Consider the following 26405-nt stretch of genomic DNA (forward strand, 5'->3'; position numbering starts at 1 on the left):
GGTATCTTATCTCCTAAGTTGAGCGATCGCAAATCGAATAGCTGTTGCCAGTGTTCCCTCTGGAAAAGCAGATACAATTTGCTGTTCCTGTTGAATCAAAAATTGCTTCAACACTAAATCCTTCTGTGCCTCAGCTAAAATCATCTGCTGCATTAACTCTGCTTGTGTCTCTATATCCGTGGCAACACTTTGACGTTTAAGTTTTGCTAAAAAATTCTCTAATATAGTTCTGGCTTGTGCTGAATCAGCACTACTAGCAACAATACTACGTACTTGAGAAGCTGCTTCTCCATACTCAATCTGTCCAGAACCAGCTAGGTTAGTAATGTTACTACCAAAGACGAAAAAGTTATTACTATGCCCGAGTGGGTGTTTACTTAAACCTTCCAAAGCTTTCGCTTGATCTGCAACAGCTTTTGCTTGTTCCTTTACAATTCCTAATATTTCATACTTCTCCTGCTCCAATTGATAAATTTGCTGCTCTTTGGCAGCTAGTTGACGCTTCATTTCCTCAACTGTAGTATTGAGGATTTGTTCTACTTCTTGTTTGGGATAAGTCTCATTATAGGTAACTTTGACAACCCAAACATCTCCTCGCTTCTCCACACCTTTAAGCTGTAAATTCAGGTGCTCATCATCTGTTTGGAGTTTAATTAAACTGTATAAAGCAGCCTGCCAGTTTTCTCCCTCCTTAAAAATTATCTCAATAACGTTTTCTACTTGCTGATACAAAGACTCAAACTCTCTAGGTGCAAAATTGGAGTTTACGTTTACAGGTAAGCGATCCGTTGGTTTCCCCTGTTCATCCAAGCGGCGGTAGACATAATCGCACGTGACATTTGTAAAACAGGTTTGACTATTTACACTCCAATCTTCAATACATATTCCTGTTAAATCTGCCCCACTAAAATTAACTCCAATGACTTGAGTGCGAACAAAGAAACTTTCGCTCAAGTTTGCACGTTGCATATTTGCGCCGCTTAAATCTGTGTCTATAAAATGAAATTTCGGCATTTGTAAGTCTTGCAAATATGCTCCCCGTAAATTCAATTGACTAAAATCACTATCATCAGAACAACCTTTAGTCAATAATTTCTGGACTTTAGGAATTTCCAAATCCATATAACGACTATCAAACCTGGCTCTATCCAATCCTTCAACACCTTGAAAGCAGGTGCGGTACAGTTTTCGCGCTCTCAAGTCAGTGTTGGCTAATTTTGCACCTCTAAAATTAACATTACTTAAATCTAAGTTATAAAAAGATGTACTTCCCCAACATGAAAGAGCGATCGCCCAACTACGCAAGAATTGGAAATGCTGAAAATGTGTGTCAGCAAAGTGACTTACTAATAGACAAGCAGTGATAAACATCACTCCAGATAAGAAACCGCCGACACTGCTGACAAAAACAAAATTTACACCGCCTTCTAATGAAAGCCTATGTTGAATGGCTATCCCAAAGAGATAGGCAATCAGAAATGATACAAAAATAAAAAATACTATTTGAAGAAAATAAATCTTCTTTACATATCTCTCGTTTTTATCAAAAAGCACTAAGATTAAACTAGATGATAAAGAGCCAATTACTAAACTTAGTACAGCAGCGCCAATGCCAACAATGGTAAAAAACAAAATAGAAGAAATTATCTGCCAATCATGATACTTGAACACCAAAAGACTTGATACAGTAACTATGCTTAAAGCAGCTTTCCACAAACCTTGAGCAAAGTTAACACGAATAGTCTCTATGAACCAAGTTATGATAGCTAAAGCTACACTAAAAAATATCCAGTTAGCATATTCTACCCTTATAAAAAATCCTGTGCCGATAATGCTCCCAATTATGCCTGTCAAACAAGCACTAGTAAGGAAGAGAATACAGGTAAATAACAGTAATAAAAATCTAAAGCCAAGCGCTTGACCAGTAATAACAGCTTGACAATCATTGCTTCTCTTTGCAAGAGATTGTTGAGAATATTTAATACCCCTGATATCACGATTAGTTTTTTCCATTTTAAAGAAATAAAGTCAAGAGACTATTTTTGAAAAGGCTTAAATTTATGACTCATTATAAAATATTTCATAAACTTCTTGGAAATGGAGTTTCCAAGTATATTGTATGGAATGAAAAATTAAAGAAAATGGTACAGGATAATATGCTTGTTGGACAAGTTGAACCTATAGAAAAGGATGATGAATATATAGATTATGTAGAACTCGATAGTATCGTCCGAGCGCGGTCTTCACAATTTGAAAATAATCAATTAGTATTTGGTAAATCAGATAATTTTCTCCCAATCGCTGCTCTTAGAACCTTGATAGCTAAAGGATTAAGATGTAGCTCTGCTGTATGTAGATTAGTAAGAGATTATACTACCGAATCAGGACTTGATGAAATAATTAAAATTATTGTACTTGGTACACGTATCGGTTTATATTCTAGAGAAGAAATTAATAATATTCTGTCAATACAACAAGGTGACGGTGATTTTTGGTTTGAATATGACAATATTTCTGAAAATACAAAACCACAAATATTTATAAAATTACTAAAAGAAAATACAACTTTTGTTAATAAACTCAAAGATAAAGTAGGTAAATTACCAGTGGGTACAGGCTTTTTAGTGGGTAAAAACTATCTGTTGACGAATCACCACATATTGCCGAGCCGAGATATAGTTAGGAATTTTACTGCTCAATTTATTTATGAACAAGATGCACTTGGTAGCGAAATTCCTCAAGTAGAGTATAAACTCGATTCTCAATTCTTTATCACTAATAAAAAACTTGATTATACTTTAGTCAAAGTTGCTCCTTTAAGCGATGAGGATAGAAAAAATAGGTATAATTTGACATTCAATGATGCAGGTGACAACTTTGGCTGGCTATCAATGTGTGAAGAACACAGACTAATTGCGCCACCTTACAATATACCCAGAACACCAAAAAGTCTGGAAAAATCAGAGCTTTACGATATTGCAGGTGAACCTGCCATCATTATTCAACATCCTAGAGGTAGACAAAAAGAAATTGTAATTTTTAATAATAGAGTTCAAAAAATCTATCAAAATTTTATACAGTATGAAACCTCTACACTTCCAGGTTCATCAGGAAGTGCTGTGTTAACGCAAAATTGGGAGTTGGTGTGTCTACATCATGCAACTTTGATTGATGATGAGAGAAATCGTGTTGTCGGAAATTTAGGCGTAAGAATTAATCAGATTATTAAGGATTTGCAAGCACAAGCTAAGACGGAAACAGAATTCACTAATGAACTTAATGAATTTATAAAGCGCTATGTTGTTCTCAGTAACCGTCCGATAGTCCGAGGTAGAATTTTTCTCGTAGCTAATTATGTTGATATCTATGCAAATGAAGAAGCCAGAAATCAAGTTAAACAGCTCTGCAAAAAAATTATTGCTGAATTGAAACAATTAAATCAAGAGCAAAAACACACTTTTGATGTGATAGAAGTTCCAGAAGATTTAGAAAAAGAAGAAAAAGTTATTGAAGAAATACACAAAAAATATGAATATCAAGTTGGAGATATAGCACTGCAAATTTATATCAGTGAGCGCGAAACCAAAGCTGAAAGAGGAGCAACTATCTTTTATATTGGGAATAAAGATGAGCGTCGTCTTCATGCAGAGTTGCTACTACAATCACTCTCAAACAGGATTTCTGAACTGCCTAATCAAGGAGCAAGATCAGATTTTGGTACAGAGAAAGGAAAGATTGCTTTTTGTCGTGATTTAAGAATACCTTCCCTAAGAATGCGATTAGGGTTTCTCCATAACCCAGATGACTGGAAAATCATTACTGAAAAAAGTGAAGTTATTGCCTCAGTCATTACTCAAGGACTCCTAGCATGGGGTGATAGCCTCAGTCCAATCCCAGTCTTGCCCAAGTTTGATACTTAAGAATTTGTCATCGATAGTCTACAAATTCTTACAAAGATGAGGGCTTGTTTTTCAAAACCGGAATCAAATATTCTGGAATCCTTGCCATGCGGATGCTGCTACAGGCAAACTTATAAGCAAACTCAACAGATTCCCCAGCGCCCAAAGCATCATAGAAACCTACAGCAAATTCAATCGCAGCCTTATCTCCAATCGCTTTGTTCATGCCAATCACATAAGGGATATAGCGAGCGATCGCCTCTGCTTGAACCTCTGAGTAGCAGGCATTGAGAACAACGCATTCCACCCTATTTGAGAATAATTCAAACAATCCCGCTAGAGCATCTGCGTCTACAAACTTTGCTTTTCCAGTTTCATCCTCCAGTACCAAGCCTTCTTCGCCTTCCCCATGTCCGGAGAAATGGACAATTTGGGGTTTGAAGTCTAGCATCGCCCGTTGGATATCTCTAGTACGCACAGCCCATCTCTGTTGCAGCACAAATTGCTCGTGTCGTTTAGCTCTCTGTAACCCAGCATCAATCTCTCGCACCTCCTCATCCAAGCGAAGTTGGGGCGAACCTTTGGGATTGGCTGCTAGGAATAGGATGGTTTTGACTGAAAGCACTGTCGTCCGTGAACTTAGTTCATCGATTGATTGTGCACTGGGAGCTTGAGAACTCTCGTTCTCTGTTCTCAGAATTGCCTCATTATAATGAATTGAACCGGAGCCAGTCAGGTTTGTAATTGGACTACCTGAAATGTTGAAGACATTGTGTGTTGAAGACGGATCTGATTGAGACATAACTACTGGGGAATAACTTTAATTAGAGGAGTGGCTATTGTAAATTACTTTAGATTTTAGAAGCAGTATCCTAAAATTAGGGGGGTATTTGATGGAAGCAACAGAGGTTTTCACTTCCAAAACCTTGAAAAAGCTAGAGGTACACCTGCGTAGTTTGGTAGGAAAAGCTATCAGTGATTACAACATGATTTCGGATGGCGATCGCGTTATGGTGTGCCTATCAGGTGGTAAAGATTCTTACACAATGCTTGATTTGCTGCTCAACCTCCAGCGCAGAGCCCCAGTAAACTTCGAGATTCTCGCGGTAAACTTAGACCAGAAACAACCAGGTTTTCCAGAACAGGTATTGCCAGAATATTTGGAATCTCTAGGTGTACCTTACAGGATAGTAGAAGAAGATACCTACAGCATTGTGACACGCGTTATTCCGGAAGGAAAGACGATGTGTGGTTTATGTTCACGCTTGCGGCGTGCTATTCTTTACCGTATCGCAAGCGAAGAAGGGGCTACGAAAATTGCACTAGGACATCATCGGGATGACATTGTGGAAACCTTGTTTCTGAATATGTTCCATGCGGGAAAACTCAAAGCCATGCCACCAAAGCTTTTGAGTGACGACAGGCAACACGTAGTCATTCGACCACTAGCATACTGTTGTGAGCATGACATTGAGCAATACGCCAAGCTCAGACAATTTCCGATTATTCCATGCAACCTTTGCGGTTCTCAAGAAAACTTACAACGAACACAAATCAAGCAAATGCTGCAAGCGTGGGAAAAAGAAAACCCTGGTAGGATTGAGAGTTTATTTAGTAGCCTTCAGAATGTTTGCCCATCTCATCTCGCGGATACCCAGTTATTCGATTTTGCCAGCTTAAGTACAAAGCAGGACGCTCAATCAAGCTATGCCGAAGGGTAGTATCTGAAATGATGATGCATTTGGGAGACTATCAATGATGCAGAAAGTTAAAACTTGGTTACACTCTATTTGCGGTGCCCTGTTGCTCCTTTGGCTGACTCTTGGCTGGTTGCTCGTAAATACCCCTGCTGTTCTGGCACAGGAAAATACTGTCAACTATACGCTTGCCGACTTACGATATCAAGATTTTTCCAATAAAGATTTACACGGAACGTCCTTTGCAGGTGCAAATATGCAGGAGGCAAACTTTCAAGGAGCAAATCTCAGTGGAACTATTATCACCAAAGCGTCGTTCGTGAAAGCAAACTTAAGCGGAGCAAATCTTGCGGGAACATTTGCTGATCGCGTCATTTTTGCTGAAGCCAATTTAACGAACACCAATTTTACCGATGCTATTCTCACCAGCAGTCGCTTCTTAAAAGCGGTCATTACAGGAGCAGATTTTTCTGGTGCAATTCTTGATACCTACGAAGCGAAGTTGATGTGCGAACGTGCTGATGGAGTCAATCCGGTGACAGGCGTCTCAACTCGTGATAGCTTAGGATGTCGCTGAATTGTCAGTTATCAATTATCAGTTATCAGTTGATACTGTTAACTGTTAACTGGTAACTGTTAACTGGTAACTGTTTACTGATTTATTGACACTCCTCAGCCGTCGATGCATGAGGATTCTTCTCTCACGGGATCTTATCTAGACTAGCATTGCTACTAGCCCCCGACAGAACTCCTCCAGAAGCAATTTGCAACCCCACTGGCTGTCCGACAGCGAGGACACCACGATTTCTAATTACTTGTGCTGCGGCGACATCCCTATAGGTGGTGTAGTTACACACATTGCAGCGATGAATTCTTTCACTCAAGTCTTTTTTGCCTGTATGCGTACCGCAGTTAGGACAAATTTGACTTGTGTAGTCTTTATTGACTTTAAGAAAAAAGACATCGCGCTTCCAACAGATATAAGACAAAATATTGAAAAATTGTCCGTAGGCAGCATCAAGTGTGTGCTTTCCAAATAGCCCTTTTGCCCAAGCTTTAAAGTTGATGTCTTCAACAAATATTGCTCCGGAATTATCGCATAAACGTGCTCGCTAATTTGAAATGCCAATCTTTTCGGGTATCATTAATTCTTTGATGAACTCTAGCTATTTTCCTCTGGAGTTTTAGCCAATTACTAGAACCTTTTTTCTTGTGCTTTAGTCTTCGTTGCAGTAATTTCAACTCGCGGTGAAGTGCGTTAAAAAATCGTGGTCTAGAAACTAATTCCCCATCTGAAGTCGCCAAGTATTTGTCTAGTCCGATATCTACTCCTAGCGGGTGTCCTGAGAATGGCACATCAGGTACTTGTACACCTAGTTGATAAGTGAGCATAACAAAATAGCCACTTGCTCTCTTGACTACCCTAATCTGCTTGAGGATAAAGCCTAAGCCCTTCCGGCAGGCTTCGCCAACAGGCAGTGGACGAGACATTTTCATCTTTACCCAACCAATCTTTGGTAGCTTGACTCTTCCTGATTCAACAGCACTCTGTTTAACATCTGGATAGACAATCATAGCGCATTTTCTTTTTGAATCTAGGAAAGCCATGTCCACGTTCCCACATTGATACGAAAGCAGCTTCTAATTGTCTTAAAGTCTGCTGCAAAACGTGAATATGTGGCTCTGTGAGTTCCTCGATATTTTTCTTTGCTGCCGTTAAAGATTTACATTGACTGTAATAGGTTGGTCGCGGTGCATCCGCTGGAAGTATATATTCGGAAACTAGACTACAAGCATTAACAGCAGACTTGCGAGAATTGACCCAATCCTTACGTTCTCGCAAAGCAAAGTTGTAGACCTTCTTGCACACGGTTAACCATGCCTCGAAAGTCTTAACTTGTTGCGCTGTTGGTTTAAGTTTGTACTCGTAGTTTACTGTTATACTCATGGAGTTACTATAACATAATGAACAAACGCTGCTGCATTTATTCATAATTTTTAGAACAAAGAAAAAGCCGCCCTCCACTATCGTTAAAGGGCGGGGCTTGTATCCCATTATTTCCGGTCATGACTGCACACTATTCCGATACAGCAGACGTTATCCTCGTGGATATTGAAGGCACAACTACCCCAGTTGACTATGTCTTTGGCGTGTTATTTCCGTTTGCCCGTGACTATGTAGCCGATTTTCTCACAACTCATCAGCAGGAAGTAGAGGTACAAACCGATTTGCAATGGTTAAGGCAAGAGTACGAAACTGATTTGGTACAGGGGTTATCAGTTCCTGATTGGCAAGGAACTGAGGCAACCGCTGTTGTTGCGTACATACACCATTTGATTGCTATTGACCGCAAATCAACAGGGTTAAAATCGTTGCAGGGCAAGATTTGGGAGCAAGGGTATCGGGATGGTACATTGCGATCGCAGATTTTTGCAGACGTAAAACCCGCGTTTGAACGCTGGACAAAGGCGCTTAAGCGGCTATTTATCTTCTCATCTGGCAGTGTTCAGGCGCAAAAGCTCCTGTTTCGATACAGTGAAGTAGGAGACTTGACTGGTTTTATCAGTGGTTACTTTGACACCCAAACTGGTTCTAAAAGGGAGGCTCAGAGCTATCACAAAATAGCCGATGCTATAGGAGTAGTGCCAGAAAAGATTCTCTTTATCTCAGACGTAACAGCTGAGTTGAAAGCTGCTCAAGTGGCTGGAATGCAAACGCTCTTTTCCATACGACCAGGAAATCACTCGTCGGAGTCCGAAGAATTTGTGGCGATTCAGAATTTTGATAGCGTTTGAGTCGGTTTGTACTGCTATTTCAAGATTGTCTTTACAAATGTATCGATGCTATGCATGAGCTGTATCGATGCAATGGATTGCAAGATACTTAATTGCTAGCTATATTCAATACGTTATTCATCAAATTACACATAGCAATTGCAGTAAGCTGTTTATTTATCGCATTTGTAACAAACGACTATGGCAACGATTAACGACAACTACCTCAAGCTAAAAGCAGGATATTTATTTCCCGAAATTGCGCGACGGGTGAATGCCTTCGCACAAGCTAACAGTAACGCTAAGATCATCAAGCTTGGGATTGGTGACGTTACAGAACCACTGCCGGAAGCTTGCCGCACAGCTATGATTAAGGCAGTTGAAGAAATGGGCGATCGCGCTACCTTTCAGGGTTATGGTCCAGAGCAAGGTTATGCTTGGTTGCGGGAGAAAATTGCCGCTCAAGATTTCCAAGCGCGGGGGTGCGAGGTTGATGCATCTGAAATCTTCATCTCCGACGGTTCCAAATGCGACACGGGCAATATTCTCGACATCTTCGGCAAGGACAACATCATCGCCGTCACAGACCCTGTATATCCTGTATACGTAGATACTAATGTAATGGCGGGAAATACAGGAGACGCCAACGATAAGGGCGAGTTCGAGGGCTTAGTGTATCTGCCAATTACGGCTGAAAACAACTTCACTGCCGAAATTCCTTCTCAAAAAGTCGATTTAATTTACCTGTGCTTCCCCAATAACCCCACAGGAGCCGTCGCCTCCAAAGAACACCTGAAGGCGTGGGTAGATTATGCCAGAGCAAATGGCTCTATCATTTTCTTTGATGCCGCTTACGAAGCCTACATCACCGATCCAGAAATTCCCCACTCCATCTACGAAATAGAAGGAGCAAGGGACTGTGCGATTGAATTTCGCTCTTTCTCTAAGAATGCAGGGTTTACCGGCACCCGTTGTGCGTTCACCGTAGTACCGAAGAACCTCACAGCAAAAGCAGCTGATGGTTCTGATGTGGAACTGTGGAAGCTGTGGAACCGCCGCCAGTCCACCAAATTCAATGGCGTGTCTTACATCGTGCAACGCGGTGCCGAAGCGGTTTACTCTGAAGAAGGACGATCACAAATTAAGGAATTAGTCAACTTTTACCTTGAAAACGCGAAAATTATTTGCAAGAAACTGACAGATGCGGGATTAGGAGTTTTTGGCGGTGAGAATGCACCTTATGTTTGGGTGAAAACACCCCATGCTCTGTCCAGTTGGGATTTCTTCGATAAGTTGCTGCACACCTGCAATGTTGTAGGCACGCCTGGTTCAGGTTTTGGTGCAGCTGGCGAAGGCTACTTCCGTATTTCGGCTTTCAATAGTCGGGAGAATGTGGAGGAGGCGATGCAGCGGATTACGGAAAAGTTTAAGGTGTAGGGCGTCACTTCTTGAAAATTGATAGGCTGCTGTCTGCGGGATAATACTCATAACAAGAGGGTTAAACCGCAGTCGGCGGTTTCATTGTTAGACAATCAAGACATCGAATTTGAAGTGACTCCTAATGGGGAGGTGTTTTAATGAGTCAGATTGACTATACTGCAATGTCTGACCAGCATTTGAAGCAATATATGCTTGAACATCGGGGCGGCGAAGCTGCATTGAAAGCTTACTTGGATCGTCGCCATCAGCGCTCCAATTCAGTCATCACAAATGTGAACGATCCCGATTTTGATGCCAAAATCCAAGCTGCAATTCGTCAGCAGATGAGTGATAATGGTTAGCCGAATATCGGGGTTAAGTAGAACTGAATTATTTTGACATTTGTCGCATTATTTCCCAATAAATACAATCCGTCTCGTAATTTGTTTCTAGAGATTTATACGAGTCATTTAGCCGCCCTTGTTCTGTCTCTAGCCCCAATACTTTGTAGGCAACGTATCGAGCAACCTTTCTTCTCTTGCGTCTACGGTTAGGTGGAGAGTTTGCGCCAACATGAGTTAGTACGAATTCCTTAATCTGGTCGCGTTTTCTCATATTTTATACAGGTAGAATAATTGACTTAATATACTTATTAAGTCATTCCTATAGCTTTTCGCACCAACCGCACAAAAAACAAAATTTTATACTATTTAGTGAGAGTAATTACTACCATAATTATTGCTGTTTGAGAAATAGCGATCGCGTTTAGCATTGCGCTCCGGGCGATCGCTCTCCCCAGACATGGGTTTTCAGTTCCCCTGAAAACGCCCTATGATTTGTCCAGTTCGGATTTTTTCGATAAGTTGCTGCACACCATGAATGTCGTAGGTACGCCCGGTTCAGGTTTTGGTGCAGCGGGTGAAGACTACTTCCGTATTTCGGCTTTTAATAGTAGGGAGAATGTCGAGGAGGCGATGCAGCGGATTACGGAGAAGTTTAAGCTGTCGGGCGGTAGTTTTACAGTATCAATTTCTACACCTGCGTTAAACTCGATATACAACTCTCAGAGGTTCCGGTGGGCATTGTCCACCCTATCTGACTAGATTTATTAGGACAAGGAGAAGATTATATGAAATTAATTTCTGTTTTTAACAATAAAGGTGGTGTTGGTAAAACAACTCTGTTTCCACAATAGCTCTCACGGGTGTGCGTGTTTCGCGAATAATAAGTTCACCACCCAATATGGCATCATCCCTAACAATATAGATATGCTCTGTAGCCTGAACCATGATTAAATCTTTAATTTATTATCAGTCTTTATTGTGACGCTTTATCACTCATAACTGCACGCCTAACTTCCCAAGCATAAAGTACCTCAAGCAGCGACGCTGTCAGGATGTTTGAGTGAATGGTCACACCATCCAGCAAGCTTTGCATAAAGTCACCTACAATCTCAACATGGCTAACCGCAAACGCATAAGTGACCTTCTAAAGCGATCGCCCGTTGCTATACACTTCTATGTTTGGACATATGGCAGGTTTAGACTACTTGGATGGAGTGATAGCGCGATCGCCACCGAAGTTGCAAAATAAAAAAAGCTGTGTTTTTAACTTTAGGATGATGACAATCAAAGAACAACTCCTCCAAGAACTTGATCAAGTCCCAGAGTCTACTTTGCATAGAGTATTGGAGTTTGTGCGTTCTTTAAAAGCGGAGCAGCAATCCAACTCAGAAAACCGGGTATGGCAGGCATACCTGGACTCAGAACGGGAGAGAGAGGAGGTTTACCGTCGTCTTGCCAACTCCTGACTTTCTCAACAAAACTACAGTTCTGAAGATTTATGCCAGACAAATTGAGAAGTTTGGAGGGACTCTAGGCATCCGAGATGAGGGTTTGCTGGAATCTGCTCTTGCTCAACCCCAGGCTACATTCGCAGGTGAGCTGCTGCATCCCACTATTCATGAGCAAGCAGCAGCCTACCTTTATCACCTAGCAATGAACCATCCGTTTATCGACGGTAACAAACGCACGGCGTTTGCAGTGATGGATACATTTTTGCGGTTGAATGGCTATTCCCTCAATCTGACGAATGAGCAAGCTTATGACCTGGTGATGCAGGTTGCCGAAGGTCAAATGAGCAAGTCAGATTTGGCGGGTTGTTTGGAGAAGGCGATCGCCCTTTGCAATTGCTAATGGAGAAGGCGATGCCCCTTCAGGACATCGCTTTGCCCAATCGCTCTACTTAGTAGGACGCAGGTTCAGCAGTTCTTGAGGAGATGCCAGCATATCAATTGCCACGAAGAAAATTTTGCCTTCGGGATTGAGTAGGAATCGCCACGCAATGTTCATACCAACTTGGACACCGAACCAAGGAGTTTGGACTTTGCCTGTGATTTTCAGCTGCTTAGAGCCATCTGGTAGAGCCTCGCTTATACCCTGCTCCGGCATAATATTGAGTCCCTGTGCTTCTGCACGCATATAGGCAATGATTGACTCACGACCAATAATCGGCTTCTGGAATGGCGGTTGCACGGCACCATCAGGAGTAAATAAAGCAATAGCAGCGTCAAAATTGTCTGCGTTGAGAGCCTCAAAGTAGCTCAATACAGCAGGCTCTGTGATGCCCTCAACAGTGAGCTTAGTAGGCGCTGGCTGGGTACGCGGAAACATCGGTTCTTTAGCTGCTTTTGAGTACCCACTGGAATTAACCTCAGGCTCGAATCCCATGTTTACCACAGTGTTACGAAGTACCGTGATTTGCTGACCTGGATCGAGTTTCTGGATGGCTTCTAGCACGAATTTGACGCCATCACTCATTTGATAGCCAGGCGGGATAGGAGCAACAATGCCCTTTTTCATCAACTCTCCTAACTCAAACCAAAAAGCTAGCTTGGTGTTGACACTAAAGCTGGCATAGGAACGGCTGATGGGAGTGTCAACATAACCAGCAAGATCCCTCATGAGTTGCGTTTGGTCGTCATTAGACATCTGCTTGATTTGGTTTAGCAGTCCTTCTGCTAATTGCAGACGTGCAGCTCCAGGCGCTGCGGGTGTGATGGAACGACCTAGTTCAGTGTAGGCAAACCAGAGTAATGCCAGTTTATCGTCAACGTTAAGTTGATCGAACAGTGCTATTGTGGCAGGAATTGGACTAGGAACTTGAGTGCCAGAGAAAATCTTTTGCGCCGACTCAATAGATAAGGACATCGTCAGAATCTCCTGGTTTATTTATTAACTTGTTGCTTTTAAAATCAGAGCGTAGGAGCTTCAAGTACTAAACAAGCTGGCTCCCGCATCAAACCATGTCTAGTCAAAACCTCAGCGAGCGCCAAGAACGAGACAAAACCAACTATGGTAATTTGCGTGCACATTGAGTTTTTCTACAAGCGGGATGAAGCCAATCTGGAAGGTAGGTGTGCAAGTACATCTGGATTACAGAGGTGGCGCTCACCTTAGTCATGAACGACGTGGCTGCGTGCTCATGAAAACTCCTGACCTGTGGTTTCATCCGCTTTGTAAACTAATGTAACAGTTTATTTAACTTTTGTAAAATTTTTTAAAAGATAACAGTAAGATTGCTGGCAACCCAGCGCTGACTGAAAATCCCCATAAATCGAATTTAGGGTACGGGGGTCTAACACGTAAAAAATTTGGCAGCCAATGTGAACGTTGATTTGTGGGCGTAGTCGGATACTCGTTTTTATAAGGCTGCCAAATTTTTAGGGGACAATGCGTCGGGCTTGCGCCCTCCGATTCTCGGTCAAATTTCAAATGCACATTGCCAAAGCGCTTGAACCGGAGGAGTTAATTCGAGCGATCGCAGGACTTAGGCAAAATAAACGTTTTGTAGGGGCAATTCATGAATTGCCCCTACGTGAATTTGTTGTTTCCGGCATTTTCTGCGTAAGTCCTGACTGGTTTATCTACTCAAACTTTCCCTTAAGCCAAAATCTCAGTCTTAAGGTAGATCCTCATTAGGGATTAACTCATATTGAATAGAAAAAACCGTGTATGCATACGGATAAATATTCATGAAGCGCGATGCCACTGGTAAGTTTGTGAACAATTGGGACTCAGAAACGAAACGACGAGTAAGCCTATCTCTTACCAGTACAGCGTGGCGATCGCTCGATAAGGCAGCTCAGAAGCGAGGAATTTCTCGTTCTGAAGTGATTGAACACTTTGCCCGCAGTCTAGAAAATGAACAACATCTTGATGCCAATGTTCCGGGGGCAAATGCTCAAAACGCTTTGCCACAAGAATGCATCATTGAGCAACAGCACACTCAACTTATCGCTGCTCAAGAAACTGAGCGCAAGGTGGCAACGATCCTTGAAAGCATTACGGATGCCTTTGTTGCCTTTGATCGCAATTGGCACTACACCTACGTGAATCAAGCGGCGGCTGAAATTCTGCACAAAAGGCCAGAAGAACTGATTGGAAAGCACGTTTGGAACGAGGTGTTTCCTAATGAGGTCGGTAGCATAGCATACCATGAACTGCATCGGGCAGTGGCAGAACAAGTCCCTGTTTCATGGGAAGAGCTTGGACAACCAATCGAGCGTTGGTTAGAAGTGAATGCCTACCCGTCTGCTGAGGGGGTGGCGGTTTATTTTCGTGATGTTACAGAGCGCAAGCAGGCTGAGGCAGAGCGGGAGCGGTTGCTGCAAGAGCTTGAGACCGAACGTACTCGGTTTGAAGCGGTTTTGCGACAAATGCCTGCTGGTGTGTTGATTGCGGATGCTGCATCTGGCAAGCTGGTTCTCGCGAATGAACAAGCCAAAGAGATTGTTGGGTACGGCTATGAACAATTGCTGGAACTGAACGAGTACGATCCCATCGTTTCATACATTCCACTTCGTTCTGATGGTCAGCACTATATTCATGAAGACATGCCCTTGGCGCGATTGCCCAAGGGGCAGTGGCTTCGCCAATCCCTTCAAACAGGTGAAGTGGTTTCTAATGAAGAAATGGAGCTACACCGAGAAGACGGTAGCCGCATTTTCATCAACGTGAACTCAGCACCAATTTTAGATAACCGGGGGCAGATTGTTGCAGCTGTTGTCGTTTTTCAGGATGTCACTGAGCCCAAACTTGTAGAGCAAGCGTTACGTGAAAGTGAATCTCGGCTACGAGGTTTAGTTGATGCGAATCTCATAGGCATAATTATTGGCGATTTTCAAGGCAATATTTTAGAAGTCAACGACGCTTGGCTAGCTGCTTTGGGTTACACGCGCCAAGAAGTTTTATCTGGAGCTGTAAACTTCCTTGAAATTACCCCACCGGAATTTCGGCACTTAGACGAGCAAGCAATGGCACAGATGAAGCAAGTCGGTAGCCATGCGCCGTTTGAAAAAGAATACATTCGTAAAGACGGCACTCGTGTCCCCGTCTTGATTGGAACTGCCTACCTGGGAGGAGCAGACGATTTAGGAATAGGATTTTTAATTGACCTGACAGAGCGCAAACGATTAGAATCAGAACTGCGACAGCGAGAGCAACAGTTTAAAATGGTGGCGGAAAATGCCCCAGATATTATTAGCCGAATTGATAGAGAGTTTCGCCATCTCTATGTCAGTCCTTGTGTAGAACTGGCGACGGGTATTCCATCAGAGCAATTTATTGGTAAGACCAATGCCGAGCTAGGAATGCCAGAAGACATCAACAGCATTTGGAATGACTGTTTGCGGCAGGTTTTTGCAACAGGTCAGGAACAGATTATTGAATTTAGTTTTCCGACTCCAAAAGGTCTTCGATGGTATCAGGCGCGTATCGTCCCTGAATTTGCAAGTGATGGTTCTGTTGAAACGGTACTGAGTATTGCTCGGGATGTTACTGATTATAAACAGGTTGAGCAGGCATTACGAGAGAGTGAAGAGCGCTTGCGGTTGGCACTAGCAGCAGCGCAGATGGTGGGATGGGACATGGATTTGAAAACCAATCGCGTGGTGTGTTCTCCGAATGCGCTAGAAGTTTGGGGTGTTCAAGAAGGCACAGGAGAAGACTTTTTTGCAATCATTCATCCAGATGATCGACACCGGGTGATACAAGCGGTTCAACGGGCAATTACAGGAGAACCGTCCTACAAGCAGGAGTATCGGGTGATCGCTCCAGACGGCGTTGTGCGCTGGCTCAACAGCGTGGGACGAGTTTATCTCGATGCGACTGGACAGGGAGTTCGCATGATTGGCGTTTCGGTCGATATTACAGAGCGCAAACAAATTGAAGCACAGCGCGATCGCCTTTTAGAACGAGAACAGGCTGCCCGTCGATCAGCAGAAACTGAACGCAAGCGGTTGCATGATATCCTGATGCAGTTGCCTGCCATGATTGGAATTGTGACAGGTCCGGATCTTGTGTATGAATTTGCCAATCCAACCTATCTGCAAGTGGCTGGGCGCACTCCAGACATTATCGGTAAATCGATGCGCGACGTTTTCCCAGAGCTAGAGGGGCAAATTTACTTTGACGTGGTCAAGCAAGTTTACCGCACGGGAGAACCGTTCGTTCGAGATGAGTTGCCGGCTTACTGGGATCGGAACGGCGATGGTGTGTTGGAAGAGGCATTTTTCAACTGCGTCGTCTTTCCGGCTTGGCGCGATGCTGAGGGAACAATTCAAGGAGTTTTGATTTATAACATTGAAGTCACGGAACAAGTGCGGGCAAGGCAACAAATTGAGCAACTGCTCGAAAATCTTCAAGACAAGGAGAGACAACAGCAATTCCTGATCGAATTAAACGACGCGATTCGTGCCATTCAAGACCCGAAAGAAATCATGTGGCAGGTTGTTCGTGCGACAGGACAACACTTCCAAGTGACTCGCTGTACCTACGGTGAAATTGATTCCACGCAGGAATACGTCATTGTCGATCGCGATTTTTGCAATGGTGTCATCAGCGTGGCTGGTAGTCACCACATGGATTCCTTTGGTTCTGAAATTATTGCCCAGTTGAAGCAGGGCAAAACAATCGTTGTGGATGATGTTGATGTTGATCCTCGTACTGCTGGAGTTGGGGTTGCTGCCTTTGACGCAATTCAAACAAAATCTCTCCTGTGTGTTCCCTTAGTGAAAGAAGGGCGATTTGTAGCATTGTTTGTATTGCACCATGTTTCGCCTCGTCACTGGACAGCAGACGATGTGGCGCTGATGGAGCGAATTGCTCAAAAAACCTGGCTAGCCGTGGAGCGATCGCGCGCAGAAGAGAAATTGCGCGAGAGTGAGGCTCATCTGCAACTGGCAGTGAAAATCGGACGTATGGGAACGTGGGATTGGGATATGCAAACTGGCGCACTGCTTTGGTCGGAAGGACACTTCACCGTGCTAGGTCTGCAACCGAATGAGTGCAAACCCACTTATGAAGTTTGGGCAAGCCGGGTTCATCCAGATGAGTTAGCTCAAACTGAGGCAAAACTTCAGCAAGCCATGCAAGGCTTGAAGGAGTATCACCACGAATATCGCCTGCGTTGGTCGGATGGCTCGATTCATTGGGTAGAAGCAAGAGGAAAATTTACTTACGATTCTGGAGAAAATCCTAAACACTCGATTGGTGCTGTCATTGACATCACAGAGCGCAAGCAAGTTGAACAAGAACGGGAACAGTTGCTAGAGCGAGAACGAATTGCCCGTACTCAAGTCGAAGCCGCACAGCGCCAACTGGCAACTATTTTTGAAACCTCTCCGGTTGGAATTGCGCTGTTAGATACAGAGCAGCGATTTCTCGCCATTAATGAAGCATTAGCCCAAATCAACGGATTAACTCGAGAGCAACACTTAGGACATTCAATTGCCGAACTCTTTGGTCAATCCGATCCGCAGATAGTTGAAGTATTTCATCAAATTTACGCCACAGGCAATCCCTTTATCTCACCTAGCTTTGCTGTCAACGTTCCCGGACGCAGCGATCGCACCCCCGGTTACTACAACGTTTACTATCTTCCGACAACCAACCAAAATGGTCAGGTAGAAGACGTTTTAGTGTATGTCATAGACGTGACAGAGCAACTACGGTTAGAGCGTGCCCAACGCTTTCTTTCGGAGGCGAGTGCAGTCCTTGCCTCTTCGCTCGATTACCAAACCACCTTGGAGCGAGTGGCACAGCTTGCAGTACCTGAGTTGGCAGATTGGTGTACAGTGCATATGGTTGAAGAAGATGGTTCAATCGAGCAGATTGCCGTAGCTCACACCGATCCAGGCAAACTCCAATGGGCGCACCAAATCAGAGATAAATATCCTCTGAACCCGGATGATCCTCGCGGTGCTGCATTGACATTGCGAACTGGGCAATCAGATTTGTTAGCTGATATTCCAGACGAGTTACTCGTACAAGCAGCCCGTGATCCAGAACATTTAGAAATTTTGCGCCAGGTTGGGTTCAAATCTGTGATGACAGTGCCACTACGAACCCAAACGCGAATTCTAGGTGTCATTTCCTTTGTTTCAGCCGAGTCTGGACTACAATACGATTCAATCGATTTGCAACTTGCAGAGGAACTGGCTCACCGTGCTTCCTTAGCGATTGATAATGCTCAATTCTACCGGGTCGCTCAACGCGCTCGTGCCAAAGCAGAAGCCGCTAACCGAGTTAAAGACGAATTTTTGGCGGTGCTATCCCACGAATTGCGATCGCCCCTCAATCCGATTCTGGGCTGGACAAAAATACTGAGAAGTAAGCGGCTAGACTCCACAAAAGTTGACCAAGCCTTAGAAACAATCGAGCGCAACGCCAAGCTGCAAGCGCAACTGATTGAGGATTTGTTGGATGTGTCGCGCATCCTCCAAGGAAAAATGACGTTAAACGTTGCGATCGTGAATCTAGCTGCAACAATTGAAGCAGCACTAGAAACGGTACGACTGGCAGCAGAAGCCAAGAACATTCAAATTCAGACCACACTCAATCCAATTTCAGGAACTGTTTCAGGCGATGCGAACCGCCTACAACAGGTTGTCTGGAACCTCCTTTCTAATGCCGTGAAGTTCACACCATCTAAAGGACGAGTCGAGGTACGACTGGAGCAAGTTGGCACGTATGCTCAGATTCAAGTCAAAGACACAGGAATTGGCATCAGCCCAGAGTTTTTGCCTTATGTGTTTGAATACTTCCGGCAAGAAGATGGCACAACGACACGAAAATTCGGCGGGTTGGGATTAGGGCTGGCGATCGTCCGCCATTTCACTGAACTGCATGGAGGAACCGTTGAGGCAGATAGTCCGGGACAAAATTTAGGGGCAACATTCACCGTCCGGCTACCGTTAAACGTCGTTGAGCAGAAGTTATCTTATTCTAATGACAGCCTGAAAGAAAGTGTAACAGACCTAGCAGGTATTCAGATATTGGTTGTGGATGATGATGCGGATATGCGGGATCTGGCAGCATTTATCCTGACGCAATCTGGCGCACAAGTTACAACCGCCGCTTCAGCAGCACAGGCATTAACCCTCTTGAATCAGTCTGTTCCCGATTTGCTACTGTGTGACATTGGTATGCCTGAAATGGATGGCTATTCCCTAATTCGGCAAATTAGAAAGTGGTCAGCCCGACAGGGAGGAAGCATTAAGGCGATCGCCCTCACTGCTTATGCGGGAGAAATAAACCAGCAACAAGCCTTAGCTGCTGGATTTCAGATGCATATCTCCAAGCCTGTTGAACCGGAAATGTTAGTGCAGACTATTGTCCAATTGCTTCATCCGATTGGGCGGGGCTAAATCAGTGTAACTGTAACCTTTCACTCAAGCGACTCTTGATAAAAGGTTTGCAGCAAATTTTCTAATTTCTCTTCCGGACAACATTCTATCAACGCTTCAAAAACCTCTAGCAATTTTGCTGCACTGTCTCCCAAGATTGGGCTCAATCCCCAAACATCCTGCACCCAGTCCTCAGGACTTGCATCTTCAAAAATAAGACGGTGTAAAAGCTGCTTGGCTTCTATTTTAGAGATAGGCATAAGTTTTATTGTTTTTAGAAAAAAAATCAATCAGGAGGTTGTTGATAAGTAATGAGCATTAGTAGTATAAAGCTTACAGAGCTTAACTTTTTGGTTTTTGGCTACAATTTTAATTTCAAGAACGGAAATAAAGCTTTAAACCTTGCCTGAATGATAGCTGCCGCATTTTGCTTCGATTATTGTTTTCCGAGAGTGACAAAACAGGGTTAGTCATATGATTAAGTCTTTGTTACTAAAAATACTCCAACAGCAATCATTACACAGCCAGCAGCAATGTTTATTCCTTTCCTTGTTTTAGAACTAATAAGCAATCTAGCTCTGTCCGCCATGAATGCATAACCAAGTTTTACACCGCTTACGGCCACTGTAGTAATCGCTATAATAATGCTGGTGTCAAAATAAGATACTTTAGAAAGATCAAGAAAAGCCGGAAAAAAACCAAGATAAAATAAGGTTGCTTTTTGATCGCCCAATGTAATAAACAGTCCAGTCAGAAAACTGGACAGCAAAGAGGTCTCTATAACCTCCTGTGTCTCCACCTCCTGAGATTTTGACCTGCATAGCCCTATTCCCAACAACATAAGATAAGCACCGCCAAGGTATTTTATTAGGACAAATAAGCTCCCCATCGTTTCAGCAAGAAGCGATAAACCCCAAATGGCTATTATTATGAAAATGATGTCACCAACCACTATCCCTATAGTTGTGAAAACACCATGAATAAATCCAGATGTAGCTGATCTTGTGGAGACAGCCAATACACTAACACTGGGAATAGAAGCCAGAACAACCATCGCACTGAATAATGCAACAATGGTGCCAAATGTCATACTGCTTTGCATAGGCATAACAACATTTTGCGTTTTATATGCGTTTTATATCAGATCTCATTCCTAGATGAACATATTTCAAGGCTTCAAAACTCCTCACTTCACCGAAACAGCTTTTGTTGAAGAAGGCAGCTATGCTGGAGGTAGAGGGCAGAAGGCTCAATCGGATAGGCGCAGCACCGAACCGATTGTAGACACAGTGTAGACGATAGCATTTTATACCCCATTGGCAGAGGTCAGACGGGACATAGGGTATTACTTGTTACCTTCAATACTTATTCTTCCCTTCTGCCCTCTGCCCTCTGCCTTTCCCAGATAAATATTTAGAAAGAGTTTTAGCATTAGCTTATCAATACTTCCAGAGAATATTTTAATTAAAAATTTTACTTTTTTGTGGATAAAGTTATTTATTCTCTCTGGAGCAGTAATTTATTTTATATTTAATCAAGTGCTATTTTATTGGAAATAAGCTGATTGATAATTTTGAGGATGCTTGATTTATTTTGTTTATGATTTCATCAAGTTTTGTAATTATCAGAGATATTTTTAAATCCTTATTAGTTTTTATTAGGAAATAAGGTGCGTTTTCCCTGAGTCCTAAATCAGAACAAAACAAACCTATCTATTGTTTAGATTAGCAGTTTCCCGTAGCCGTTCCACGTCGCGTATCGGTGGTGCGCCGAAGAGTCTTTTATACTCCCGGTTGAAGTGTGAGGCATCATCGTAACCTACTCGGTATGCAGCACTGGCAGCGTCCATATCTTCACCCAACATAAGACGGCGGGCTTCCTGGAGCCGTAGCTGCTTCTGAAATTGCAAAGGACTCATGGCGGTAACAGATTTGAAGTGGTGGTGAAAGCCGGATACGCTCATTCCCATCTCTCGTGCAATGTTCTCAATGCGAAGCGGTTGGTTAAAGTCTTTACGCAGACGCTCAACAGCTTGGGCGATGCGGTGAGAGTAACCACCCAGAACAGCAATTTGGCACAGCCGACCACTTTGTTCCCCCATGAGGAGTCGAGAGACAATTTCTCGTGTTGACGCAGGAGGAGTTGATTGAGACCATTACCCACTTGGCGTTTTACGCGGGCTGGCCTAACGCAGTAACCGCGATTTCCGTGGCAAAGGAAGCCTTCGAGAACAAATGACGCCCGAGCGAAGGCGCTTCTGCACCTTCGGTGGGTGCAAGCTAGACATTATAGATCGGTGGTTTCCTTCGTCTAAACAGTGCAGAAAATGTGGGCAGAAGAATGATAGATTAACTTTGCGAGATAGAACATTTGTCTGTCCGAATTGCGGACATACAGAACCTCGTGACCTTCATGGTTCCATCAATTTGGCAAATGCGCCTCAAGACAAAAGTAGTAGGGTAGGCTCTATCCGAACTGACGCCTGTGGACAAGTAGCAGCCGACTGCCTTGGATGAAACAGGAAGTGAATTTACCGTTTTGAGCAGGAATGCTCGACTTGAGTAGTTTTTATGGAGCAGAATCATGGACGATAATCAAGAACACAAAGATTTCAGTAGGGACGAAGAAACACTACTCGACGAACTCGGTATTGTCGGTGCTGCTCGCCGCAAATTCTTGGGGCAAAGTATGGCTGCTGCACTCGGCACCTTCGCCTTCCACCTGCTGGCTAAAGAGGAAGCCTTTGCCACGTTCGCCGCTTCGCCCGACGCCGTGTTCGCCCCGACCGCTGGGGTGGAAAACGCCGTTAAGGTCCTTTTGAAAATCAACGGCTCGACCCAACGCCTGGAAGTGGATTCGCGCACGGCGCTGCTCGACGCCCTGCGCGAAAGGCTTGGATTGACCGGCACCAAAAAAGGGTGCGATCAAGGACAGTGCGGCGCTTGTACGGTGATCGTTGACGGTCGCCGCGTGCTTTCGTGTCTGACACTTACCGCGAGCTGCGAGGGGAAAGAGGTGACGACCATCGAAGGGCTGGCTGACGGCGACAATCTTCATCCGATGCAGGCGGCGTTCATCAAACACGACGGCTTCCAGTGCGGCTACTGCACGCCGGGGCAGATCTGTTCGGCGGTGGCGCTTCTGCAGGAAGCCAAAAACGGTGACGCGAGTCATGTCACTAACAATTTGCGGACAAGCACCCAGAATTTAGAACTTTCTGATGAAGAAATCAGAGAACGCATGAGTGGCAACATTTGCCGTTGCGGCGCGTATCCGGGAATCGTTGCGGCAATCAGAGAAGTTCATTCCGGGCGCGAAACAGCCCAGGCCTGGCATTTCGCCAGCGATGAAGAAATCGCTGTTGCATTCAATCAGGAGGGCAAAGCCGATGAAATCGTTTAAATATTCCAGCGCCACCGACACAGCAAGCGCCGTTCGCACTGTTTCGGCTGATCAAACAGCAAAGTTTCTGGCAGGCGGGACAAATCTGATTGATTTGATGAAAGAATACGTCGAGCGTCCCAGCGAACTTGTTGACATCTCAGGTTTGAATCTGGCGCAGATTCGATCGACCTCGAACGGAATTTCTATCGGTGCGTTAGCGAAAAATACTGAGACGGCTAACCATGCGCTCGTCCGGCAAAATTACCCGCTGCTGTCAATGGCGATTTTAGCTGGCGCCTCCGCGCAGCTTCGTAATATGGCGACCAACGGGGGAAATTTGATGCAACGCACCCGTTGCCAGTATTTTTACGACATCGCTATGCCATGCAACAAACGCGAGCCTGGCAGCGGATGCGGAGCGCTTCAGGGGCTTAATCGCATTCATGCCATTTTTGGCTACAGCGACAAATGCGTGGCCACTTACCCTGGCGATATGGCGAATGCGCTTTATGCGCTTGACGCGGTAGTGAAGGTTCGCGGCACGAACGGGCAAGAACGCACAATCCCAATCCAAGATTTTCATCGCTTGCCAGGCGACACGCCGGAAAAAGATAACAATCTTGGACACGGCGAATTGATCGTCGCCATTGAAATGCCGAAAAATAATTTCGCCGACAAGTCTTATTACCTAAAAGTTCGCGATCGCGCTTCATATGCTTTCGCACTGCTTGCCGTGGCTGCTGCTTTAGAAACAAGAGGCAATAACATTAAACAGGCACGTGTTGTTTTGGGAAGCGTCGCGCATAAGCCCTGGCGTTCAGCCGAAGCGGAAAGAGTTCTGATCGGAAAACCTGCGACGGAAGAAACATTCAAACTGGCTGCCGAAGCGGCTCTCAAAGATGCGAAACCGCTTGAACATAACGGTTATAAAGTCGAACTCGGAAAACGCGCCATTGTTCTCGCTTTGCAGCGAGCGATGACGGGCGGTGCTGCGTAATTAGGGAGGATAAAAGAAATGGCAAGATACATCGGAAAAGAAATGAGCCGCGTGGACGGCGTCGCAAAAGTTACGGGTAAGGCTAAATACGCTGCGGAATTCAAGGTTCCCAATCTCGCTTACGGTTTTATCGTGACGAGCAGTATCGCCAAAGGCACGATTCGATCAATTGACACGAAGGAGGCGAGCCGTGCGTCCGGCGTGATTCACATCCTCACCCACGAAAATTACCCAAAACCTGCGCCGTCGGCTGCTCCGGAACTCAAGCCAGAGAGCAACAGAGATGTGCCTGATAAATCGTTTCGCGCTCTGCAATCGAATCAGATTTTCTTTAACATGCAGCCGATCGCGCTCGTGCTGGCTGAGACATTCGAGCAGGCGCGTTATGCCGCGTGCCTCGTAAAGGCGACTTACAACGAAGAAAAGCCGACGACCGATCTGGAGAGTTCCTTGGACAAGGCTGTCGCTATTGATCCGCAGCGTGCTGCCAGCCCACGGGACATCGTAAAACCGCGTGGAAATCCTGCGCAGGCTTTTCAATCTGCCCCCGTCAAAATCGAAGCTGAATACACGATTCCCATCGAACATCACAACCCGATGGAGCCGCACGCTGCGATCGCTTTTTGGGAAAACGATAAGCTAACGATCTTCGATAAAACGCAGGGCGTTTATGTCGTTCGCCAGCATTTAGCGACAAGCTTTAATATGCCCGTTGAAAACGTGGAGGTAATTTCGCCATTCGTCGGCGGAGCGTTCGGCGCATCTCTAAGACCGAATTATTACCCAGCATTGACAGCGATGGCGGCGCGCGTCATCAAGCGTCCCGTAAAAGTGGTTTATACCAGACAGCAGATGTATACGGGACACGGCTATCGCCCGCATACCTGGCAGAAAGTTTCACTCGGAGCCCAAAGAAACGGAAAGCTCACGGCAATCATTCACGACTCAAGGAATAATTCTTCAACTTTCCAAGATTGGGTAGAAAATACTACGGAATTTCCGCGCACGCTTTATGCTTGTCCAAATGCAGATACGCCGCAAAGAATCGTGAGAACAGACTTGCCAACTCCTGCCTCGATGCGCGCTCCCGGTGCGGTTTCAGGAATGTTCGCGCTCGAATGCGCGATGGATGAGCTGGCTTACGCGCTCAAAATAGACCCACTCGAATTACGGCTGATAAACTACACCGAAGTCGATCCAGATAGCGGGAAACCATACTCAAGCAAGGCTCTGCGCGAATGTTACCGACTTGGCGCACAAAAGTTCGGCTGGAAGAATCGCAAATTCGAGCCGCGTTCGATGCGGGACGGACGCTTTCTGGTCGGATGGGGAATAGCGACCGGAGTTTGGGGCGCGTGGCAACGACCGGCATCGGCGAAAATCACTTTGAAGTCCGACGGCACCGCACACGTAGCGAGTGCCACCTCAGACATCGGCCCAGGAACCTACACTGTGATGACTTTGATTGCCGCCGAATACCTCGGTTTGCCGATTGAAAAGGTCAAGTTTGAACTTGGGGACACGAAATTCCCGGAAGCACCGGTACAGGGCGGCTCATTTACCACAGCGAGCGTCGGCACAGCGATTTATGAATCGGCACAAAACATTAGACGGAAACTGTTGGATTTGGCTAACAAAGATGCGGCTTCGCCTTTCAAAACGGCAAAAATCGCAGATGTCGAGATGCTCGACGGAAAGCTGCAAATTAAAAACAATTCGTCACAATCGGTAGATATTTCCGAGTTAATGCGACGGAACAATCTGACCGAACTGGTTGATGTCCACCAAGCCAAAGCTTCACCGGAAAGAGAAAAATACGCGACCGGCGCGCATGGCGCGCAATTTGTGGAAGTCAAAGTTGACCCGGATGTGGGGATTGTCCACGTCACGCGCGCAATTGAAGTGACCGCCAGCGGCAAAATCATGAATCCGAAAACTTCGCACAGCCAGGAAATCGGCGGCGTTGTGTGGGGGATTGGTATGGCACTGCAAGAGGCGACTGAAATCGACCATCGTTACGGGCGGATCATGAATGCCAATTTGCAGCATTATCACGTGCCGGTTAATGCCGATATCTTGGAGATCGAAACGATATTCGTTGAGGAGGACGATAAAATAGTCAATCCGCTCGGTATTAAAGGCATGGGCGAACTCAGCATGGTCGGCATCCCGGCAGCGATCGCCAACGCCGTCTTCCATGCCACGGGCAAACGCATCAGAGACTTGCCGATTACGCCGGAAAAGCTGCTGTGAGTGAGGTCATTTGATGAACAAAGTGCAAGCGGTAGTCGAAGCATTCGACGCAACGAACATCACGGGGAACGGTAGGTGCTGGCAATAGTGGGCAGTGTGAAAGAGTCTTCGTACCGTCGCCCTGGTGCGCGGATGCTGGTCTGCGAAGCGGGCATCAGTACTGGGGGTAAAAGTAGCCAAGGCGAATTTTGCCGCCATGCGTCGTCTGAAAATCATACTCAGACTATGTTTCAGAAAAAAAATAGACTGTAATCTAAAAAGAGCGGATTTAGCAGACCAGATCCACTACTTTTATT

Annotated in this window: 28 protein-coding genes and 2 pseudogenes; 19 read left to right on the forward strand and 11 right to left on the reverse strand. The window is 44.9% G+C overall.

Translation table 11 applies throughout. The annotated features are described in order from the left end of the window. Nucleotides 1–6 precede the first annotated feature (6 nt). The gene (locus tag ACM0OZ_RS22625) at nucleotides 7–2013 is read right to left on the reverse strand and encodes a pentapeptide repeat-containing protein (RefSeq protein WP_414585063.1); all 2007 of its coding nucleotides are present in this window, start codon (nucleotides 2011–2013) and stop codon (nucleotides 7–9) included. Between the two features lie 47 nt (nucleotides 2014–2060). Here ACM0OZ_RS22625 and ACM0OZ_RS22630 point away from each other — a divergent pair, with 47 nt between their 5' ends. Beyond that, nucleotides 2061–3920, forward strand: coding sequence for a trypsin-like peptidase domain-containing protein (locus tag ACM0OZ_RS22630; RefSeq protein ID WP_414585064.1), 1860 nt, complete (start codon nucleotides 2061–2063; stop codon nucleotides 3918–3920). Nucleotides 3921–3948: 28 nt separating this feature from the next. Here the strand turns inward: ACM0OZ_RS22630 and ACM0OZ_RS22635 are convergent, their stop codons facing one another. Continuing rightward, on the reverse strand, nucleotides 3949–4701 hold the full coding sequence (locus tag ACM0OZ_RS22635) for a CHAT domain-containing protein (RefSeq protein ID WP_414585065.1): 753 nt from the start codon (nucleotides 4699–4701) through the stop codon (nucleotides 3949–3951). Between the two features lie 91 nt (nucleotides 4702–4792). On the opposite strand from ACM0OZ_RS22635, the gene ttcA reads away from it, so the two are divergent. Both ttcA and ACM0OZ_RS22645 read left to right on the forward strand, forming a co-directional pair. Then, nucleotides 4793–5620 carry a tRNA 2-thiocytidine(32) synthetase TtcA gene (ttcA, locus tag ACM0OZ_RS22640; RefSeq protein ID WP_414585066.1) on the forward strand — a complete coding sequence of 276 codons (828 nt, stop codon included), beginning with the start codon at nucleotides 4793–4795 and terminating at the stop codon, nucleotides 5618–5620. A gap of 34 nt (nucleotides 5621–5654) precedes the next feature. Then, the gene (locus tag ACM0OZ_RS22645; protein ID WP_414585067.1) at nucleotides 5655–6173 is read left to right on the forward strand and encodes a pentapeptide repeat-containing protein; all 519 of its coding nucleotides are present in this window, start codon (nucleotides 5655–5657) and stop codon (nucleotides 6171–6173) included. Between the two features lie 124 nt (nucleotides 6174–6297). Here the strand turns inward: ACM0OZ_RS22645 and ACM0OZ_RS22650 are convergent, their stop codons facing one another. The 3 genes from ACM0OZ_RS22650 to ACM0OZ_RS22660 form a co-directional block, all read right to left on the reverse strand. Then, a complete protein-coding gene (locus ACM0OZ_RS22650) occupies nucleotides 6298–6585 on the reverse strand; it encodes a zinc ribbon domain-containing protein (protein ID WP_414585068.1) in 288 nt (95 codons plus the stop codon). A 103-nt stretch (nucleotides 6586–6688) separates the two neighbouring features. Next, nucleotides 6689–7171, reverse strand: a complete 483-nt coding sequence (locus ACM0OZ_RS22655) for an RNA-guided endonuclease InsQ/TnpB family protein (RefSeq protein ID WP_414585069.1) — start codon at nucleotides 7169–7171, stop codon at nucleotides 6689–6691. Continuing rightward, nucleotides 7149–7544: a helix-turn-helix domain-containing protein gene (locus tag ACM0OZ_RS22660; RefSeq protein WP_414585070.1), complete on the reverse strand. Its 396-nt coding sequence runs from the start codon at nucleotides 7542–7544 to the stop codon at nucleotides 7149–7151. Before ACM0OZ_RS22660 ends, ACM0OZ_RS22655 begins: the two co-directional genes overlap by 23 nt. Nucleotides 7545–7663: 119 nt before the next feature. Between ACM0OZ_RS22660 and mtnC the strand changes: the two genes are divergently transcribed. From mtnC to ACM0OZ_RS22675, 3 genes are all read left to right on the forward strand, one after another. Beyond that, nucleotides 7664–8392, forward strand: a complete 729-nt coding sequence (gene mtnC / locus ACM0OZ_RS22665) for an acireductone synthase (RefSeq protein ID WP_414585071.1) — start codon at nucleotides 7664–7666, stop codon at nucleotides 8390–8392. 180 nt (nucleotides 8393–8572) lie between these two features. Beyond that, complete coding sequence (locus ACM0OZ_RS22670) at nucleotides 8573–9808, forward strand: LL-diaminopimelate aminotransferase (RefSeq protein WP_414585072.1); 1236 nt, start codon at nucleotides 8573–8575, stop codon at nucleotides 9806–9808. Nucleotides 9809–9948: 140 nt separating this feature from the next. Continuing rightward, nucleotides 9949–10152 carry a DUF6887 family protein gene (locus ACM0OZ_RS22675; protein ID WP_414585073.1) on the forward strand — a complete coding sequence of 68 codons (204 nt, stop codon included), beginning with the start codon at nucleotides 9949–9951 and terminating at the stop codon, nucleotides 10150–10152. Between the two features lie 28 nt (nucleotides 10153–10180). Here ACM0OZ_RS22675 and ACM0OZ_RS22680 read toward each other — a convergent pair whose 3' ends face one another. Further along, nucleotides 10181–10405, reverse strand: coding sequence for a hypothetical protein (locus ACM0OZ_RS22680; protein WP_414585074.1), 225 nt, complete (start codon nucleotides 10403–10405; stop codon nucleotides 10181–10183). Nucleotides 10406–10608: 203 nt separating this feature from the next. Here ACM0OZ_RS22680 and ACM0OZ_RS22685 point away from each other — a divergent pair. Continuing rightward, nucleotides 10609–10794, forward strand: a pseudogene (locus ACM0OZ_RS22685) (LL-diaminopimelate aminotransferase); the annotation flags it as partial. Nucleotides 10795–10938: 144 nt separating this feature from the next. On the opposite strand, the gene ACM0OZ_RS22690 reads toward ACM0OZ_RS22685, so the two are convergent. Next, the gene (locus ACM0OZ_RS22690; protein WP_414585075.1) at nucleotides 10939–11079 is read right to left on the reverse strand and encodes a DUF433 domain-containing protein; all 141 of its coding nucleotides are present in this window, start codon (nucleotides 11077–11079) and stop codon (nucleotides 10939–10941) included. Nucleotides 11080–11194: 115 nt separating this feature from the next. On the opposite strand from ACM0OZ_RS22690, the gene ACM0OZ_RS22695 reads away from it, so the two are divergent. The 3 genes from ACM0OZ_RS22695 to ACM0OZ_RS22705 are packed head-to-tail and all read left to right on the forward strand — an operon-like array spanning nucleotide 11195 to nucleotide 11985. Then, entirely contained in the window at nucleotides 11195–11383 is a 189-nt protein-coding gene (locus tag ACM0OZ_RS22695; protein ID WP_414585076.1) for a hypothetical protein, read from the forward strand. Next, nucleotides 11322–11600: a hypothetical protein gene (locus tag ACM0OZ_RS22700; protein WP_414585077.1), complete on the forward strand. Its 279-nt coding sequence runs from the start codon at nucleotides 11322–11324 to the stop codon at nucleotides 11598–11600. Before ACM0OZ_RS22695 ends, ACM0OZ_RS22700 begins: the two co-directional genes overlap by 62 nt. Beyond that, on the forward strand, nucleotides 11587–11985 hold the full coding sequence (locus ACM0OZ_RS22705; protein ID WP_414585078.1) for a type II toxin-antitoxin system death-on-curing family toxin: 399 nt from the start codon (nucleotides 11587–11589) through the stop codon (nucleotides 11983–11985). The genes ACM0OZ_RS22700 and ACM0OZ_RS22705 overlap by 14 nt, the downstream gene beginning before the upstream one ends. Before the next feature lie 45 nt (nucleotides 11986–12030). Here the strand turns inward: ACM0OZ_RS22705 and ACM0OZ_RS22710 are convergent, their stop codons facing one another. Then, the gene (locus tag ACM0OZ_RS22710; protein WP_414585079.1) at nucleotides 12031–12999 is read right to left on the reverse strand and encodes an orange carotenoid protein N-terminal domain-containing protein; all 969 of its coding nucleotides are present in this window, start codon (nucleotides 12997–12999) and stop codon (nucleotides 12031–12033) included. Nucleotides 13000–13563: 564 nt separating this feature from the next. Between ACM0OZ_RS22710 and ACM0OZ_RS22715 the strand changes: the two genes are divergently transcribed. Continuing rightward, nucleotides 13564–13770 (forward strand): hypothetical protein, encoded by a 207-nt coding sequence (locus ACM0OZ_RS22715; protein ID WP_414585080.1) that lies wholly within the window; start codon nucleotides 13564–13566, stop codon nucleotides 13768–13770. A gap of 53 nt (nucleotides 13771–13823) precedes the next feature. Further along, nucleotides 13824–19496, forward strand: a complete 5673-nt coding sequence (locus ACM0OZ_RS22720) for a PAS domain S-box protein (protein WP_414585081.1) — start codon at nucleotides 13824–13826, stop codon at nucleotides 19494–19496. Nucleotides 19497–19516: 20 nt separating this feature from the next. Here ACM0OZ_RS22720 and ACM0OZ_RS22725 read toward each other — a convergent pair whose 3' ends face one another. Further along, the gene (locus ACM0OZ_RS22725; protein WP_414585082.1) at nucleotides 19517–19735 is read right to left on the reverse strand and encodes a hypothetical protein; all 219 of its coding nucleotides are present in this window, start codon (nucleotides 19733–19735) and stop codon (nucleotides 19517–19519) included. Between the two features lie 218 nt (nucleotides 19736–19953). Further along, on the reverse strand, nucleotides 19954–20565 hold the full coding sequence (locus ACM0OZ_RS22730; protein WP_414585083.1) for a LysE family translocator: 612 nt from the start codon (nucleotides 20563–20565) through the stop codon (nucleotides 19954–19956). Between the two features lie 67 nt (nucleotides 20566–20632). Between ACM0OZ_RS22730 and ACM0OZ_RS22735 the strand changes: the two genes are divergently transcribed. After that, entirely contained in the window at nucleotides 20633–20770 is a 138-nt protein-coding gene (locus tag ACM0OZ_RS22735) for a hypothetical protein (RefSeq protein ID WP_414585084.1), read from the forward strand. 413 nt (nucleotides 20771–21183) lie between these two features. Here ACM0OZ_RS22735 and ACM0OZ_RS22740 read toward each other — a convergent pair. Beyond that, a pseudogene (locus tag ACM0OZ_RS22740) lies at nucleotides 21184–21612 on the reverse strand (helix-turn-helix transcriptional regulator); the annotation flags it as partial. On the opposite strand from ACM0OZ_RS22740, the gene ACM0OZ_RS22745 reads away from it, so the two are divergent. The 6 genes from ACM0OZ_RS22745 (at nucleotide 21600) to ACM0OZ_RS22770 (ending at nucleotide 26361) form a co-directional block, all read left to right on the forward strand. After that, nucleotides 21600–21713 (forward strand): carboxymuconolactone decarboxylase family protein, encoded by a 114-nt coding sequence (locus ACM0OZ_RS22745; RefSeq protein ID WP_414585085.1) that lies wholly within the window; start codon nucleotides 21600–21602, stop codon nucleotides 21711–21713. The pseudogene ACM0OZ_RS22740 and the gene ACM0OZ_RS22745 overlap by 13 nt on opposite strands. Then, entirely contained in the window at nucleotides 21710–21991 is a 282-nt protein-coding gene (locus tag ACM0OZ_RS22750; protein WP_414585086.1) for a zinc ribbon domain-containing protein, read from the forward strand. Before ACM0OZ_RS22745 ends, ACM0OZ_RS22750 begins: the two co-directional genes overlap by 4 nt. 67 nt (nucleotides 21992–22058) lie before the next feature. Then, nucleotides 22059–22877, forward strand: coding sequence for a 2Fe-2S iron-sulfur cluster-binding protein (locus ACM0OZ_RS22755; RefSeq protein ID WP_414585087.1), 819 nt, complete (start codon nucleotides 22059–22061; stop codon nucleotides 22875–22877). Continuing rightward, nucleotides 22864–23856, forward strand: coding sequence for an FAD binding domain-containing protein (locus ACM0OZ_RS22760; RefSeq protein ID WP_414585088.1), 993 nt, complete (start codon nucleotides 22864–22866; stop codon nucleotides 23854–23856). Before ACM0OZ_RS22755 ends, ACM0OZ_RS22760 begins: the two co-directional genes overlap by 14 nt. Before the next feature lie 18 nt (nucleotides 23857–23874). Then, the gene (locus tag ACM0OZ_RS22765; protein ID WP_414585089.1) at nucleotides 23875–26109 is read left to right on the forward strand and encodes a xanthine dehydrogenase family protein molybdopterin-binding subunit; all 2235 of its coding nucleotides are present in this window, start codon (nucleotides 23875–23877) and stop codon (nucleotides 26107–26109) included. Nucleotides 26110–26196: 87 nt separating this feature from the next. Continuing rightward, entirely contained in the window at nucleotides 26197–26361 is a 165-nt protein-coding gene (locus ACM0OZ_RS22770) for an XdhC family protein (RefSeq protein ID WP_414585105.1), read from the forward strand. Nucleotides 26362–26405 lie beyond the last annotated feature (44 nt).

Origin of the sequence: Scytonema sp. PCC 10023, from assembly GCF_963920835.1 — a bacterium.
Lineage (GTDB): Bacteria > Cyanobacteriota > Cyanobacteriia > Cyanobacteriales > Nostocaceae > Kalymmatonema.

What these genes read in the sequence shown, in the direction of transcription:
- ACM0OZ_RS22625 (WP_414585063.1), bottom strand. Translation starts at nt 2,013, where the DNA reads ATGGAAAAAACTAATCGTGATATCAGGGGTATTAAATATTCTCAACAA.
- ACM0OZ_RS22630 (WP_414585064.1), top strand. Translation starts at nt 2,061, where the DNA reads ATGACTCATTATAAAATATTTCATAAACTTCTTGGAAATGGAGTTTCC.
- ACM0OZ_RS22635 (WP_414585065.1), bottom strand. Translation starts at nt 4,701, where the DNA reads ATGTCTCAATCAGATCCGTCTTCAACACACAATGTCTTCAACATTTCA.
- ttcA (WP_414585066.1), top strand. Translation starts at nt 4,793, where the DNA reads ATGGAAGCAACAGAGGTTTTCACTTCCAAAACCTTGAAAAAGCTAGAG.
- ACM0OZ_RS22645 (WP_414585067.1), top strand. Translation starts at nt 5,655, where the DNA reads ATGATGCAGAAAGTTAAAACTTGGTTACACTCTATTTGCGGTGCCCTG.
- ACM0OZ_RS22655 (WP_414585069.1), bottom strand. Translation starts at nt 7,171, where the DNA reads ATGATTGTCTATCCAGATGTTAAACAGAGTGCTGTTGAATCAGGAAGA.
- ACM0OZ_RS22660 (WP_414585070.1), bottom strand. Translation starts at nt 7,544, where the DNA reads ATGAGTATAACAGTAAACTACGAGTACAAACTTAAACCAACAGCGCAA.
- mtnC (WP_414585071.1), top strand. Translation starts at nt 7,664, where the DNA reads ATGACTGCACACTATTCCGATACAGCAGACGTTATCCTCGTGGATATT.
- ACM0OZ_RS22670 (WP_414585072.1), top strand. Translation starts at nt 8,573, where the DNA reads ATGGCAACGATTAACGACAACTACCTCAAGCTAAAAGCAGGATATTTA.
- ACM0OZ_RS22675 (WP_414585073.1), top strand. Translation starts at nt 9,949, where the DNA reads ATGAGTCAGATTGACTATACTGCAATGTCTGACCAGCATTTGAAGCAA.
- ACM0OZ_RS22680 (WP_414585074.1), bottom strand. Translation starts at nt 10,405, where the DNA reads ATGAGAAAACGCGACCAGATTAAGGAATTCGTACTAACTCATGTTGGC.
- ACM0OZ_RS22690 (WP_414585075.1), bottom strand. Translation starts at nt 11,079, where the DNA reads ATGGTTCAGGCTACAGAGCATATCTATATTGTTAGGGATGATGCCATA.
- ACM0OZ_RS22700 (WP_414585077.1), top strand. Translation starts at nt 11,322, where the DNA reads ATGGCAGGTTTAGACTACTTGGATGGAGTGATAGCGCGATCGCCACCG.
- ACM0OZ_RS22710 (WP_414585079.1), bottom strand. Translation starts at nt 12,999, where the DNA reads ATGTCCTTATCTATTGAGTCGGCGCAAAAGATTTTCTCTGGCACTCAA.
- ACM0OZ_RS22715 (WP_414585080.1), top strand. Translation starts at nt 13,564, where the DNA reads ATGCACATTGCCAAAGCGCTTGAACCGGAGGAGTTAATTCGAGCGATC.
- ACM0OZ_RS22720 (WP_414585081.1), top strand. Translation starts at nt 13,824, where the DNA reads ATGAAGCGCGATGCCACTGGTAAGTTTGTGAACAATTGGGACTCAGAA.
- ACM0OZ_RS22725 (WP_414585082.1), bottom strand. Translation starts at nt 19,735, where the DNA reads ATGCCTATCTCTAAAATAGAAGCCAAGCAGCTTTTACACCGTCTTATT.
- ACM0OZ_RS22730 (WP_414585083.1), bottom strand. Translation starts at nt 20,565, where the DNA reads ATGACATTTGGCACCATTGTTGCATTATTCAGTGCGATGGTTGTTCTG.
- ACM0OZ_RS22735 (WP_414585084.1), top strand. Translation starts at nt 20,633, where the DNA reads ATGAACATATTTCAAGGCTTCAAAACTCCTCACTTCACCGAAACAGCT.
- ACM0OZ_RS22750 (WP_414585086.1), top strand. Translation starts at nt 21,710, where the DNA reads ATGACGCCCGAGCGAAGGCGCTTCTGCACCTTCGGTGGGTGCAAGCTA.
- ACM0OZ_RS22755 (WP_414585087.1), top strand. Translation starts at nt 22,059, where the DNA reads ATGGACGATAATCAAGAACACAAAGATTTCAGTAGGGACGAAGAAACA.
- ACM0OZ_RS22760 (WP_414585088.1), top strand. Translation starts at nt 22,864, where the DNA reads ATGAAATCGTTTAAATATTCCAGCGCCACCGACACAGCAAGCGCCGTT.
- ACM0OZ_RS22765 (WP_414585089.1), top strand. Translation starts at nt 23,875, where the DNA reads ATGGCAAGATACATCGGAAAAGAAATGAGCCGCGTGGACGGCGTCGCA.